General features: G+C 67.7%; 15 protein-coding genes. 6 read left to right on the top strand and 9 right to left on the bottom strand.

Annotation, left to right across the window (positions count from 1 at the left end; all coding sequences use genetic code 11):
• Positions 1-46 precede the first annotated feature (46 nt).
• The 6 genes from CYJ07_RS14785 to def all read right to left on the bottom strand — a co-directional run bounded on the left by CYJ07_RS14785 (position 47) and on the right by def (position 6,228).
• Positions 47-1,495, bottom strand: a complete 1,449-nt coding sequence (locus tag CYJ07_RS14785; protein WP_104204478.1) for a TrkH family potassium uptake protein — start codon at positions 1,493-1,495, stop codon at positions 47-49.
• A 43-nt stretch (positions 1,496-1,538) separates the two neighbouring features.
• Positions 1,539-2,951, bottom strand: coding sequence for a Trk system potassium transporter TrkA (gene trkA / locus CYJ07_RS14790; RefSeq protein WP_269320553.1), 1,413 nt, complete (start codon positions 2,949-2,951; stop codon positions 1,539-1,541).
• Positions 2,952-3,024: 73 nt separating this feature from the next.
• Positions 3,025-3,231, bottom strand: coding sequence for a dodecin (locus CYJ07_RS14795; protein WP_104204480.1), 207 nt, complete (start codon positions 3,229-3,231; stop codon positions 3,025-3,027).
• Positions 3,228-4,619, bottom strand: coding sequence for a 16S rRNA (cytosine(967)-C(5))-methyltransferase RsmB (gene rsmB / locus CYJ07_RS14800; protein ID WP_104204481.1), 1,392 nt, complete (start codon positions 4,617-4,619; stop codon positions 3,228-3,230). The genes CYJ07_RS14795 and rsmB overlap by 4 nt, the downstream gene beginning before the upstream one ends.
• Positions 4,619-5,605: a methionyl-tRNA formyltransferase gene (gene fmt / locus CYJ07_RS14805; protein ID WP_104204482.1), complete on the bottom strand. Its 987-nt coding sequence runs from the start codon at positions 5,603-5,605 to the stop codon at positions 4,619-4,621. The genes rsmB and fmt overlap by 1 nt, the downstream gene beginning before the upstream one ends.
• A 110-nt stretch (positions 5,606-5,715) precedes the next feature.
• Complete coding sequence (def, locus tag CYJ07_RS14810; RefSeq protein WP_104204483.1) at positions 5,716-6,228, bottom strand: peptide deformylase; 513 nt, start codon at positions 6,226-6,228, stop codon at positions 5,716-5,718.
• 175 nt (positions 6,229-6,403) lie between these two features.
• Between def and CYJ07_RS14815 the strand changes: the two genes are divergently transcribed.
• From CYJ07_RS14815 to aroE, 5 genes are read left to right on the top strand one after another with little or no spacing between them, the layout of a single operon-like run.
• Positions 6,404-7,510 carry a LysM peptidoglycan-binding domain-containing protein gene (locus tag CYJ07_RS14815; protein ID WP_104204484.1) on the top strand — a complete coding sequence of 369 codons (1,107 nt, stop codon included), beginning with the start codon at positions 6,404-6,406 and terminating at the stop codon, positions 7,508-7,510.
• 59 nt (positions 7,511-7,569) lie between these two features.
• Complete coding sequence (gene dprA, locus CYJ07_RS14820) at positions 7,570-8,625, top strand: DNA-processing protein DprA (RefSeq protein WP_104204485.1); 1,056 nt, start codon at positions 7,570-7,572, stop codon at positions 8,623-8,625.
• Between the two features lie 39 nt (positions 8,626-8,664).
• Positions 8,665-9,222 carry an L-threonylcarbamoyladenylate synthase type 1 TsaC gene (gene tsaC / locus CYJ07_RS14825; protein WP_104204486.1) on the top strand — a complete coding sequence of 186 codons (558 nt, stop codon included), beginning with the start codon at positions 8,665-8,667 and terminating at the stop codon, positions 9,220-9,222.
• Positions 9,223-9,258: 36 nt separating this feature from the next.
• Positions 9,259-10,188 (top strand): oxygen-dependent coproporphyrinogen oxidase, encoded by a 930-nt coding sequence (gene hemF, locus CYJ07_RS14830; protein ID WP_104204487.1) that lies wholly within the window; start codon positions 9,259-9,261, stop codon positions 10,186-10,188.
• Positions 10,185-11,012, top strand: a complete 828-nt coding sequence (aroE, locus tag CYJ07_RS14835; RefSeq protein WP_104204488.1) for a shikimate dehydrogenase — start codon at positions 10,185-10,187, stop codon at positions 11,010-11,012. Before hemF ends, aroE begins: the two co-directional genes overlap by 4 nt.
• 9 nt (positions 11,013-11,021) lie before the next feature.
• On the opposite strand, the gene CYJ07_RS14840 is transcribed toward aroE, so the two are convergent.
• Positions 11,022-11,282: a hypothetical protein gene (locus CYJ07_RS14840; protein ID WP_104204538.1), complete on the bottom strand. Its 261-nt coding sequence runs from the start codon at positions 11,280-11,282 to the stop codon at positions 11,022-11,024.
• A 168-nt stretch (positions 11,283-11,450) separates the two neighbouring features.
• The gene (locus CYJ07_RS14845; RefSeq protein WP_104204489.1) at positions 11,451-12,251 is read right to left on the bottom strand and encodes a M48 family metallopeptidase; all 801 of its coding nucleotides are present in this window, start codon (positions 12,249-12,251) and stop codon (positions 11,451-11,453) included.
• Between the two features lie 121 nt (positions 12,252-12,372).
• On the opposite strand from CYJ07_RS14845, the gene CYJ07_RS14850 reads away from it, so the two are divergent.
• Positions 12,373-13,254, top strand: a complete 882-nt coding sequence (locus CYJ07_RS14850; RefSeq protein ID WP_104204490.1) for an ATP-binding protein — start codon at positions 12,373-12,375, stop codon at positions 13,252-13,254.
• Here CYJ07_RS14850 and CYJ07_RS14855 read toward each other — a convergent pair whose 3' ends face one another.
• Entirely contained in the window at positions 13,255-13,893 is a 639-nt protein-coding gene (locus CYJ07_RS14855) for a hypothetical protein (protein WP_104204491.1), read from the bottom strand. It abuts the gene before it with no gap.
• Between the last annotated feature and the right edge of the window lie 47 nt (positions 13,894-13,940).

The raw sequence follows: 13,940 nt of genomic DNA on the forward strand, positions 1-13,940 counted from the left end.
TATCCACGAAGCCGGGCGGCGCACCAAACCCGACGACGGCCTCGCGTCACTTTCGCCAGAAGGCGGGGGTGAAGAGGACCAGCACGGTGAAGATCTCCAGACGCCCCAGCAGCATCGCCATGACCAGAATCCATTTTGCCAGCGCGGGCAGGTCGGCGTAATGGGCGGCCGCCTCGCCCAGGGCCGGGCCGAGGTTGTTGAGGCAGGAAGCCACGGTGGACCAGGCGGTGACCTGATCCACGCCGGTGGCCATCACTCCCACCAGCATCAGGAAGAACAGCAGCAGGTACGCTGAAAAGAACCCCCATACCGCCTGGGCGATGCCGTCGGGTACGCTCACCTTGCCCACCTTGACGGCGATGATCGCGTTGGGATGGATCAGTCGCATCACCTCGCGCATGCCCTGCTTGAGAATCAGGACGATGCGAATCACCTTCATGCCGCCGCCGGTGGAGCCGGAACAGCCGCCGACGAAGGCGGCCACGAACAGCAGGAAGGGCAGCGCCCCGGGCCAGACCGAGAAATCGGCCACGGCGAAGCCGGCGGTGGTGGCGATCGAGACTGCCTGGAACAAGCCGTGGCGCAAGCCGTATTCGGTCTCGTAGATACCCGTCAGCCATAGCGACACCACGGTGATCAAGCTGAGTCCCGAGAGGAACAGCAGAAGGAAACGAGCCTCGGGATCCTGCAGGTAGTGACGCAGCTGGCGCCCGCGCCAGGCCAGGAAGTGCAGGCTGAAACTCATCGCCGAGACGACCAGGAAGGCGACGCAGATCAGCTCGATCAGGGCACTGTCGAAGTGACCGATGCTGGTGTCGTAAGTGGAGAAGCCGCCGATGGCCACGGTCGAGAAACTGTGGCCCAAGGCGTCGAACCAGCTCATGCCGGCGGCCATGTAGGCCAGAAAACAGGTCAGGGTCAGGGCCGCGTAGATGTACCAAAGGGCCTTTGCCGTCTCGGTGATGCGCGGGGTGAGCTTGGAATCCTTCAGCGGCCCCGGGATCTCGGTGCGGTAGAGCGCCATGCCGCCGACCCCGAGGGTGGGAAGGATCGCCACCGCCAGGACCACGATCCCCATGCCGCCGAGCCATTGCAGCTGCTGACGATAGTAGAGCACCGATTCGGGCAGCAGTTGGATACCGGTGACGACCGTGGCGCCGGTCGTGGTCAGGCCCGAAAACGATTCGAAGACCGCATCGGTGATGGCCAGGGCATCTTCGCCGGCCAACATCAGCGGCAGCGAGCCGAACAGCCCGAGCACGCTCCAGAACAGCGCCGCGATCAGGAAGCCGTCGCGGGTGCGCAGCTCCTTGTGAGCCTGTCGGTTGGGTAGGTAGATGATCAGTCCGGTCAGCACGGTGATGGCAATGGCGATGACGAAGGCGCTCCACTCGCCATCGCCGAACAGCAGCGAGATCAGGATCGGCGGCACCATGGTCAGGCTGAACATCATCAGCAGCAGGCCCAGGATGCGCAGGATGACACGCAGGCTCATCGGGCGGCGCTCCTTGCGTCGCGTAGTGCGCTGACACCGATCATCAGAAGAACGTCAGACCGACCTGGAACAGGCGCTCGACATCTCGAATACGGCGCTTGTCGATCACGAACAGGATCAGATGGTCACCGGATTCGACGATGACGTCGTCGTGTGCGATCAGGACCTCCTTGCCGCGTACCAGAGCGCCGATGGTGGTGCCCTTGGGCAGATCGATCTCGCCGATGGCGCGCCCAACCACCTTGGAGGATTGGGTGTCGCCGTGGGCGATGGCCTCGATCGCCTCGGCGGCGCCGCGGCGCAGCGAGTGGACGTTGACGATGTCGCCGCGGCGCACGTGGGTCAGCAGGCTGCCGATAGTGGCCTGCTGCGGTGAGATGGCGATGTCGATCTCGCCGCCCTGCACCAGGTCGACGTAGGCGGCGTTGTTGATCAGCGTCAGCACCTTCTTGGCGCCCATGCGCTTGGCCAGCATCGACGACATGATGTTGACCTCGTCATCGTTGGTCAGCGCGCAGAAGATGTCGCAATCCTCGATGTTCTCCTCTTCCAGCAGGCGCTTGTTGGTGGCGCTGCCGTGGAGCACAACGGTGCGGTCGAGACGCTCGGAGAGGACAGTGCAGCGCTCGAGGTTGTGCTCGACGATCTTGACCTGATGGCTGTGCTCGAGGTGCTCGGCGAGGCGTTCGCCGATGTTGCCGCCACCGGCGATCATCACCCGGCGGAAGTCGCGGTCGACCCGGCGCAGCTCGCTCATCACCGCCCGGATATCGCGGCGGGCGGCGATGAAGAATACCTCGTCGTCGGCCTCGATCACGGTATCCCCACGCGGGATGATCGGCCGGTTGCGGCGATAGATGGCCGCCACGCGAGTATCGACGCTGGGCATATGACGGCGCAGAAAGCCCAGGTCCTGGCCCACCAGCGGCCCGCCGTAGTAGGCCTTGACCGCCACCAGCTGGACCAGGCCGCCGGCGAACTCGAGCACCTGCAGCGCACCGGGGTGCTCGATCAGTCGGCGAATATGGTCGGTGACCACCTGCTCGGGGCTGATCAGCACGTCGATCGGCACTGCCTCGTGGGCGAACAGGCCCTTACGGGTCAGGTAGGCGGTGGCGCGTACCCGGGCGATCTTGGTCGGCGTACGGAACAGCGTATGGGCGACCTGACAGGCAATCATGTTGACTTCGTCGGCGCTGGTCACCGCGATCAACATGTCGGCGTCCTCGCAGCCCGCCTGGCGCAGCACGACCGGGTAGGAGGCCGGCCCCACCACGGTGCGGATGTCGAGCCGGGTATGCAGCTCGCGCAGACGCTCGCCATCGGTATCGACGACCGTGATGTCGTTCTCTTCGCGGGCCAGATGTTCGGCCAGCGTGCCGCCGACCTGACCGGCGCCCAGAATGATGATCTTCATGCTGTCGGGGTCCGTGAAACGACTCTGCGACGCCGATATGGCGCCGCAGCATCAGCGGCTAGCATAAACCAGCCGCGGTACGGGTAACAGGGCCGTGTCTTCGGCCACTGCCTCAATCCAGCGTGAAGCCGACCTTGAGGGTGACCTGCCAGTGGCCGATGCGCCCGTTCTCGATGTGCCCACGGGTATCCACGACCTCGAACCAGCGCATACCGTGCAGGGACTGGGAAGCCTTGTCGATGGCCCGCTGAATGGCGTCCTCGATGCTCTTCTCCGAGGAGCCGGTCAACTCGATATGTTTATAAACGTGATCGCTCATGGATGCTCCTTGCTCATGTGATCAGTGGCGGGATCGCTGCCATCCCGCTTTTTCAGTCTGGCATAAAAGAAGCCGTCATGGCCGCCCGGTTCGGGCAGCAGCTGGCGACCCGCGCCCGCCGGGCGGCCCCAGCTGACCTCCTGTGGCGTGGTGACCACGGCGTCCGGCGTGCGTGCGAGGAAGGCGCGGATCTGTTCGTCGTTCTCTTCGCGCAGCACCGAGCAGGTAGCGTAGAGCAGCGAGCCGCCCCGTCGCAGCAGCGGCCAGAGATTGTCGAGCAGGCGCGCCTGCAGTTCGGCCAGCTTGGCGACATCGGCGGGGCGCCGCAGGCGCTTGATGTCGGGATGGCGGCGAATCACGCCGGTACCCGAGCAGGGCGCATCGAGCAGGATGGCGTCGAACGGCGTCTTGTCCCACCAGTCGCGCTGGGTGGCATCGGCGTGCACCAGGGTGGCGGACAGCCCGAGGCGCTCCAGCGTCTCCTCCACCCGGGCCAGGCGCATGGCGTCGCTATCAAGCGCCAGCAGTTCAATGTCGAACAGTTCGAGCAGATGGGCGGTCTTGCCCCCGGGAGCGCAGCAGGCATCCAGCACCCGGCCGCCGGGGCGCGGCGCGAGGGCGGGGCCGAGCAGTTCGGCGGCGAGCTGCGCAGCCTCGTCCTGCACGCTGACGTCGCCTTCGGCGAAATCGGGCAGGGTCTGAACGTCACAAGGCTTTTCCAGCACCAGCCCGTCCGGTGAATGGTTGCATAGCCGCGCCTCGATGCCGCAGACCAGCAGTTTGGCCAGGTAGGCCTCGCGATCGCCCCGGCGCCGATTGATGCGCAGCGTCATGGGGCCCGGTTCGTTGTTGGCTTCGGCGATGGCGCGCCAATCGTCGGGCCAGGCCTGGCGCAGGGCCTTGAGCAACCAGCGCGGATGCAGCAGTGCCACGGCCGGGTCCTGGTCGACCTCTGCTTGCAGCGCCTCGGATTCCCGGGTGAGCCGGCGTAGGCAGCCGTTGAGCACCCGGGTCGCCCATTCTTTGCCCAGATGACGCGCTGCACCTGCGGTCTCGCCCACGGCGGCGTGGGCCGGAATGCGCAGATAGAGCAGCTGATAGATGCCCAGCAGCAGCAGCGCCTGGATGTCGGCATCGCGCGTCTTGAATGGCGTCTTGAGCAGCTTGGCGGCCAGCGCCTCGAGGCGTGGCAGGGTGCGGCACACGCCGTAGCACATCGCCTTGAACAGCGCCCGATCGCGTATCACCACCTGATGGTCATCGAGGTCGTTCAGCGACCCCTTGGCGGTGATCACCGGCACCAGGGCGCGGGCGGCGCTGGCGCGCACCGCCTGGCCGCCGTCCTGGATAGCGCTGCCGGCACGGGTAGAGGGAGTGGAACGGTGCATCAGGCGCTCTCCTCGGTCGCTTGGCCCAGAATGCGGCCGGTGCGCAGGCGTTCGCTGCGAGCATTGAGCAGGTCGCGTGCGGGCAGCGGCTTGCCGCCGGGCAACTGGGCGCGGATCACGCGCAGCACCTCGTCGCCGCGGGAACCGCAGGCGATGCGTAGGGCGTCGGGGTCGGGGTCGAGCAGGGTGCCGGGAGCGGCGGATGCCTCGTCGGCGCGGTGAGCGGCGGTCTCGGCCAGCAGCAGGCGCAGGCGCTCCTCGCCGCAGGCGCACCAGGCCACCGGCCACGGGTTGAAGGCGCGAACCTTGGCGGCGAGTTCAGCCGCGGGGCGCGTAAAGTCGAGCTCGGCTTCGGCCTTGGAGAGCTTGGCGGCGTAGGTCACGCCTTCCTCGGGCTGGGGCATGACCGCCAGGCCTTCGCCGGCCAGTGCATTCAGTGCCGCCACGATCGCCTCGCCGCCGAGGCTGGCCAGGGTGTCGTGCAACTCGCCGCCGGTGGTGGTCGGCGTGATCGGCGTGCGGCGTGTGAGGAGCATGGCGCCGGTATCGAGCCCGGCATCCATCTGCATGATGGTCACACCGCTCTCGCTGTCGCCCGCCTCGATGGCACGTTGAATCGGCGCGGCGCCGCGCCAGCGTGGCAACAGTGAGGCGTGGACGTTGAGGCATCCCAGCGGTGGGATGTCGAGCACCGCCTGGGGCAGGATCAGGCCGTAGGCGACCACGACCATGATGTCGGCTTCCAAGGCGGCAAGCTCGGCCTGGGCCTGGGGCGATTTGAGGCTTTCGGGCTGATGGACGGGCAGCCCGTGTTCCAGGGCGAGCGATTTCACCGGACTGGCGGTCAGCTTGCGGCCGCGACCGGCGGGGCGGTCGGGCTGGGTGTAGACGGCCACGACCCGGTGGTGGCTCTCCAGCAGGGCGGCCAGGCTGGAGGCGGCGAAGTCGGGCGTGCCGGCGAAGATGACGCGCAGGGGTCGGGACATGTGTCGGGGCCTTGCCAGTAAGCGATGTCACCTCATCATAACGGAGGCGGCCGGAAACGACGAAGGCTGACGTGGATCACGTCAGCCTTCGGTGTCGATACGCAGGGGTATCAGGCGGTCTGCATCAGCTTATGGCGCTTCTGCATCTTCTTCAGCACCCGGTCGCGCTTGAGCGGCGACAGGTAATCGACGAACAGTACCCCCTCGAGGTGGTCGCATTCGTGCTGGATGCAGTGGGCGAGCAGGCCGTCGGCTTCCAGCTCGTAGGGCTTGCCGTCGCGGTCGAGCGCCTTGAGGTGCACCTTCAGCGCCCGCGGTACCTCGGCATAGTATTCGGGAATCGACAGGCAGCCTTCGGAGAGCAGTTCGCGCTTGTCGCCGACCGGCGTGTACTCGGGGTTGATCAGCACCAGCGGGTGGGCGCGATCCTCGCTGACGTCCATCACGATCACGCGGCGATGCACGTCCACCTGGGTGGCGGCCAGTCCGATGCCGGAAGCGTCGTACATGGTGTCGAGCATGTCGTCGACCAGCTGACGCACCTCGTCGTCAACCGTCTCGACCGGCGCTGCCTTAGTGCGCAGCCGCTCGTCGGGAAATTCGAGGATGGTCAATTTGGCCATGGCGTTGGAACCACCGTTATGCTGCAATCTTGGGATTGCCCCTATTCTAGGGGGCGGCGAGCCAGGGGGAAACCGCTGGATCGCAAATCGAATCGATAACATCAGACTATAACACGACGCATACGTTCCCGGCGGGCGCGGGAGCGGGGCGCATCGAAGGCACGGGAACGACGGGATGGGCGAAAGAGCGAAGTGGCAGGTGCGGTTCGGTGCGCTGAGCAGAAGCCTCATGTGCGGCGCCGGTCTTGCCCTGCTGCTGGCGAGCACCCAGGCGCAAGCGCAGGGACTCGCCTGGGAGCAAGGGCTGCGCGGGGACGCCCCCGACCGCTACACCGTGGTGCGTGGTGACACTCTGTGGGATATCTCGGGACGCTTCCTGCGCCATCCATGGCAGTGGCCGGAGGTATGGCAGGTCAACCCGCAGATTCGCAACCCCCACCTGATCTATCCCGGCGACGTGATCTACCTCTACGACTGTGGCGGTCGTGCCTGTCTCGGTCTGGAGCGAGGCCAGGGCGTGGTGCGATTGTCGCCCGAGGTGCGCCGCATTCCGGTGCGCGAGGCGATCGAACCGATCCCCCTCGATGCGGTACGCCATTTCCTGCGCGACTATCGCGTGGCCGACGATCCCGAGGCGTTGGATGAGCTGGCCTATGTGGTGGCCGGCAACGATCGTCGCATCATCAGCGGCGCCGGCGATCGCCTGTATGCCCGCGGCGAGCTGGAGCGCGGACCGCGCTACGGTATCTATCGCGTCGGCGACCGCTACACCGATGCCGCCAGCGGCGAGACGCTGGGCCTCGAGCTGCTTGGCGTCGGCGAGGCCCGGGTCGAGCGCAGCGAGGATGATATCGCGGTGCTGGAGGTGCTCTCCGCCAGCCAGGAGGTGCGCAACGACGATATCGTCCTGCCGCTGGAGGAGCGCGAGCTGATCAACGAGTTCGTGCCGCGTGCGCCGGACGCCGAGGTCGACGGCAGTATCATGGCCGTACCCGGCGGGGTGCGCTTCATTGGTCGGCTGCAGGTGGTGGCGCTGGACCGCGGGCGGCGCGACGGGATCGAGCCGGGCCATGTGCTGCAGGTCGAGCAACAGGGCGAGCGGGTGGTCGATCCGCGTACCGGCGAATCCCTGCGCCTGCCAGGCACCGATGCTGGCCTGATCCTGGTCTTTCGCCCCTACGAGAAGATGAGTTTTGGCCTGGTGATGCGTGCCACCCGCACCCTCGAAGTCGGCGATCGCGTGCACAACCCCCGGCGCGGGGTGGGGGTGGCGCAGCGGTGAACGGAGAGGCAAGGACGCCAACGACACGCGACTGGCTGGCGCTGTACCACCTGCCGGGCATGGGCGCCGCGCGACTGGCCGAGCTGGTTGCCGCCACGACCGACTGGCCCGAGGGCTGGCTGTCGCGCCTGCCCCGTTCGGCGGCCACGGCACTGCGCCTGTGGCTCGATCACCCGGCACGCTCGCCGATCGCCCCGACCGTGGAAGCCGGAATGGCCTGGCTGGACGCCGCACCGGCGCGGCACTTGTTGCATTCGGGTCATCCGGCCTGGCCGGCACTGCTCGAACAGATTGCCGATCCGCCGCCGCTGCTATGGGCGTTGGGTGACCTCGCCGCGCTGCAGCCGCCGGCCCTGGCCATCGTCGGTTCGCGCCGGCCAACCCGTGAAGGACTGGCCAACGCCGCCGCCTTCGGCCGCGAACTGGCCGTTCGCGACTGGTGCGTGGTCAGCGGCCTGGCGCTGGGCGTCGATGGCGCCACCCAGCAGGCCGCCATCGACGCCGGCGGTCGCAGCGTGGCGGTACTCGGCTGCGGCGCCGATGTCATCTATCCGCCGCGCCATGCGCGGCTCTATCACCAGCTGCTCGACCGGGGCGGGCTGATTCTCGCCGAGCATCCGCCCGGCACGCGGGCGCGGCCGGGCTTCTTTCCGCGGCGCAACCGCATCGTCACCGGACTCTCGCTGGGCGTGCTGGTGGTGGAGGCCGCGGAGAAGAGCGGCTCGCTGGTCAGTGCGCGGCTGGCCATGGAACAGAATCGCGAAGTCTTCGCCCTGCCCGGGTCGATCCACAACCCCCAGGCGCGCGGCTGTCTGCAACTGATCCGCCAGGGCGCGGTGCTGGTGCGCCATGTCGACGACATCCTCCAGGAACTGACGCACTGGGCCGCCTCGCCCGCGCTGGCCACGCCGGCTCCCACGCCGAGCGCCGGCGACGGGGGCGACCCCCTGCTGCGCTGGCTCAGCGATGCTCCCTCGCCGCTCGATGCGTTGGTCTCGCTGACCGGTCTGGCCGTGCCCGAGTGTCAGCGGCGCCTGCTCGAGCTGGAACTCGAGGGGCGCGCCGCCCAGGCGCCCGGCGGCTGGGTGCGCCTGCCGGATGACATTCGGGCGTGATAGCATGAGGTCACTCTCAGCCCGTGTCCGAGGAGAACCATGATCGAGGCTCATTCGCTCGAAGTCGCTGTTGCCGCATTGCGCGGCGGCGGAGTGATCGCCTACCCCACCGAGGCGGTATGGGGGCTGGGCTGCGACCCCGATAACGACGAGGCCGTGGCGCGTCTGCTACGGCTCAAGGCACGCGACCCTGCCAAGGGATTGATCCTGGTGGCGGCGTCCATCGACCAGTTCGCACCCTGGCTCGAGCGCCTGGCGCCGGAGCTGCACGCGCCGCTGGTGTCGAGCTGGCCGGGACCCACCACCTGGCTGGTGCCGGACAATGGCCGTACCCACCCGCTGGTGCGCGGCGCCCACGACAGCGTGGCCCTGCGGGTCAGCGCCCATCCCGGCGTGGCGGCGCTGTGCCGCGCCTTCGGCGGACCGCTGGTGTCGACCTCGGCCAACAAGGCCAGCGAGCCCCCGGCGATGAGCGTCGACGAAGTGCGCGCGGCCTTCGGCAATGGGCTCGATGCCATCGTCGAGGGCGAGCTGGGCGGGCTCGAGCGTCCCAGCACCATCCGCAACCTGCGTACCGGCCAGGTGCTGCGCGCCTGATGCCGGCTCGGTCACGGCGATTCATCGGGAGGCCCCATGTCGCATGCCAACCTCGATGAGGTGAAGGCTTACCTGCTCGACCTTCAGGACCGGCTCTGCCACGGTCTTGCAGCCGAGGACGGCGGTGGCGACTTTCGCGAGGAAACCTGGCAGCGCGAGGCGGGCGGCGGCGGTCGTTCGCGAGTGATCGAGCGAGGCGGGGTCTTCGAGAAGGGCGGCGTCAACTTTTCGCACGTCCACGGCGATCGGCTGCCGCCGTCGGCCAGCGCCGCCCGGCCGAAGCTCGCCGGACGCGGTTTTCACGCAGTCGGCGTGTCCTGGGTACTGCATCCGGAGAGTCCCCATATTCCCACCAGCCACGGCAACGTGCGCTTCTTCATCGCCGAGAAGGAGGGCGAGCCTCCGGTGTGGTGGTTCGGCGGCGGCTTCGACCTGACCCCTTACTATCCGGTGCACGAGGACGTGCTGCACTGGCATCGGGTCGCCCGCGATGCCTGCGCGCCCTTCGGCCGCGAGGTCTACCCGCGCTTCAAGGGGTGGTGCGACGAATATTTCTACCTCAAGCATCGCGACGAGACCCGCGGCGTCGGCGGTCTGTTCTTCGACGACTTCAACGAATGGGACTTCGATGCCAGCTTCGCCTTTCAGCGCGCCGTGGGCGACGCTTTCCTCGAGGCCTATCTGCCCATCGTACGGCGCCGACGCGACACGCCCTGGAGCGAGCGTGAGCGCGAGTTCCAGCTCTATCGTCGCGGGCGCTACGTGGAGTTCAACCTGGTGTGGGATCGCGGCACCCTCTTCGGACTGCAGAGCGGTGGACGCACCGAGTCGATCCTGATGTCGATGCCGCCGCTGGCGCGCTGGGAGTATGGCTGGCAGCCCGAGCCGGGCAGCGCGGAGGAAGTCCTGTGCCGGGACTACCTGCGCCCACGCGACTGGCTGGGGGAAGAGGAAACCAACCCATGACTGACCGCTACTGCGTATTCGGCAACCCCATCGGGCATTCCAAGTCGCCCGCCATTCACGCCGCCTTCGCCGCGCAAACCGGTGAGACCCTCGAGTACACCGCCATCGAGGCACCGCTGGATGACTTCGCCGACGCCTGGCGGACCTTCATCGTCCAGGGCGGACGTGGGGCCAATGTCACCGTGCCGTTCAAGGAGGAGGCGTACCGGCTGTGCGACGTGCTCAGCTCGCGTGCGCGCCGCGCCGGTGCCGTCAACACGCTGCTGCTGGGCAAGAACGGTCAGAGCAGCGATGCCAAGGTCTATGGCGACACCACCGACGGGGTCGGCCTGGTGCACGATCTCAAGCAGCATGGTGTGGCGCTAGAAGGGCGGCGAATCCTGGTGCTGGGTGCGGGCGGTGCAGTTCGCGGCGTGCTGGAGCCGCTCTTGGCGGCGAGTCCGACGAGCCTGTTGGTGGCCAATCGCACGGCGGCCAAGGCCGAGGCTCTGGCACAGGATTTCGCCGATCTCGGCGCGATCCGCGGTGGCGGCTTCGAAGGGGTGAGCGGTCCCTTCGACCTGGTGATCAATGGCACCAGCGCGAGCCTCGCCGGCGACCTGCCGCCGCTGCCCGACGCGCTCTTCGCCGATGGTGCGACCGCCTACGACATGATGTACGGTGCCGAGCCCACGGTCTTCCTGCGCTGGGCCGCAGCGCGCGGGGCACGCTGCCTCGACGGCCTGGGCATGCTGGTGGCGCAGGCCGCCGAGTCGTTCTTTCAATGGCGCGGCAAGCGTCCCGAGACCGCGCCGGTGCTGGCCGAGCTGCGCCGCTCCCTTTGAGAGCGACGCTCAGCGGCGTTTGGCGATCAGTCCCACCATGCACAGCACCACACCGGCCAGCGACAGCAGCATGCCGCCGTTGACCAGCCAGGGCTGGCGCTCCACCCAAGGCACGAAGGCCTGCGGCGTGTCGCGACACACGCCTTCCAGGTAATCCCAGTGGCCACCCTGGATCAGGGCGCACTCGCGGACGTCACCGAGCTCCCAGAAGTAGACGCCCATCAGCGCGAAGATGGGCACGACAAGCAGCAGCAGACCAAGTTTCAGCATGGATTTCCAATAGCGATCGAAGAACGTTTGCAAACGTGACGGGAGACGGTCACGGCTGGTCTCGTTTCCTGCGAACCAACGCATTTCCCACGTGCCTGTGGTTGCCAGATGAGACATCAGGCTGGTGGCAATGCGCATGGCCCCGCACAGCCGTTTCGACCGAACTCGTTAGGGGCGCGGGCAGTTGGGCCGACGACCTGCCTGCTGCGCTTGTTCGTAGCGGCTCATGGCTTCGTCCATGCGCGCCTGCAGGCCTTCCATGCGCTGGCCATGGCTGGGGTGGGTGGACATCCACGCCGGCGGTTGGCCGCCTCCCTGGGCGCTCATGTTCTCCCACAGGGCGATACTGGCGCGCGGGTCGAAACCGGCGTCGGCCATCAGCTGCAGACCGATCACGTCGGCCTCGCTCTCGTGACGGCGCGAGAAGGGCAGCAGGATACCGTATTGGGCGCCCAGGCCGAGTGCGCTCATCAGCTGTTCGCCGCCGGGTCCCTCCAGGCCCGAGGCCGACGACAGAATCGACAGGGCGAGCTGGGTCGAGGTCTGGGTCGAGACCCGCTCGTTGGCGTGGCTGGCTAGCACGTGGCCGATTTCGTGACCGATCACCGAGGCCAGCTGATCCTGGTTCTCGGCGATGTCGAGCAAGCCCGAATTCACCCCCATGTAGCCGCCGGGCAGGGCAAAGGCGTTGGCCTGCTCGGATTCGAACGCGCGGATCTGCCAGTCCTGGTTGCGCTCTTGCTCCGGCAGCACCGCGACGATCGCATCGGCGACACACTGCACGTAGCGCTGCTCCGCCTGGCCGGCCGGGGGCAGCTCCTGCTGATACTGCGAATAGGCTTCGCGGCCCATCTCGTTGAGTTGCGCGTCCGACATCAGCGTGAGCTGCTGACGTCCGGTCGGCGAGGTGGTGCAGGCGGTGACGCTCAGGGCCAGGGTGGCCACGGCAAGATGGCGAGTCCAGCGCATCGTTCGATACCTCATCGGTTCAGATCCCTTGTGACCCTGGACGGGGTTGACGGTTCGCCACAAGATACCCCGAACTACCGCAAGGTCAACCGTGAACCATGAAAGTCCCGAGGAGATGCCGATGGATGCCGAACTGAGCCGACGCCTGAGCCGCCTATTGGATCACGTGGAGCACTGGCTGCCCCCCGCGCCGCAGGAAGTCGACTGGGAACGCGACGTAGCCGCGCTGTGGCAGCGCCACGCGCTGGGCGGGCGGCTGCTGCCGGTGCCGCCGCGGGATGCGCTGGCGCTCGACGACCTGCTCGGCATCGAGCGCCAGAAACTGGCCCTGATCGATAACACGCGTGCGTTCCTTCAGGGCCTGCCGGCCAACCACGCCCTGCTGTGGGGCTCGCGCGGCAGCGGCAAGTCGTCGCTGATTCGCGCTCTGCTCAACAGCCTGGCCCCGGAGGGACTGCGGCTGGTGCAGGTCGACCGCCACGACCTGGCCGGCCTGCCGATGCTGGTCGAGCAGTTGCGTCACCAGGCGCGGCGCTTCGTGGTTTACTGCGACGATCTCTCCTTCGAAGGACACGACGACGCTTACAAGGCGCTCAAGAGCGTGCTCGACGGGGCCCTCACCGGTCCGCCGGAGAACGTGCTGCTTTATGCCACCTCGAATCGGCGCCACCTGCTGCCGGAGTCGCTGGCCGACAACGCCGACACGCAGCTGGTCGGGGAGGAGCTGCACCACGGCGATGCGGTGGAGGAGAAGATCTCGCTCTCCGACCGCTTCGGCCTGTGGCTCGGGTTCTATCCCTTCAACCAGGATACCTACCTGGAAGCCTGCTGCCATTGGGTCACGCAGCTCGGCAGCGCTAGCGACTGGAACGCCGCGGCACGCGCCGAGGCGATCCGATTCGCGACGCTGCGCGGCGGGCGCAGTGGGCGCGGTGCCTGGCAATTCGCCTGTCAGTGGGTGGGGGGCCGCCGGCTGCACGAGAGCGTCCGGCGGGATTCGTGATCAGCGTTGTGGTGTCAGTTCGCCGTTCTCGCCGACGGCGAAGCGCAGGGTCGGCGTCCATACCCCGGCCGGCAGGGTCATGCCCAGCCCGCGCAGGTCGCCCGGGGTGATCACCAGTTCACTGCCCGTGGGCAGTTCGCCCTGGCTGGCGAGCTGGCCGGCCAGCTCGACCATCGGCGCCAGGCGGGTGCGGTCGGCGGCCAGCACGTCGAAGGCGACCGGCAGGCGCAGCTTGGTATCGTCCTCCGAGGTCAAGGTCACGTTCTCTCGGTAATTGCCGCTCACCGGCTCGGCGCCGGGGACGTCGAGCGACCAGCGGAAGCCGGACATCTCCACCGCCGGCATGCCCACCGGCAGCGACAGGCCCATGGCCAGGGTGGCCTGCACGGGCAGGCTGCCCATGCCAAGGCTCGAGGCCAGCAGCGAGGCGATGTCGCTGGTGTCGAGGCCGGCCTGGATCGAATAGGGGCCGATGCGAACGTCCTCCACCCCCAGCGACGTCACCGCCAGGCGGAAGGCGAACAGGCCGGTCTGGGGGATGGCCAGGCAGCCGCTGAGCAGCATGGCCAGACTCAAGGGGACGAGTAGACGCCGGCGGCGGCGCGGCAGGGCGAACGACGTAACGCGGCTCAGGAACATGAGTTCCTCCTGTAGGACGAAGCGGATCGACGGGTAGGGGTGGTGGC

It is taken from the genome of Billgrantia saliphila (assembly GCF_002930105.1).
Taxonomy (GTDB): domain Bacteria; phylum Pseudomonadota; class Gammaproteobacteria; order Pseudomonadales; family Halomonadaceae; genus Halomonas; species Halomonas saliphila.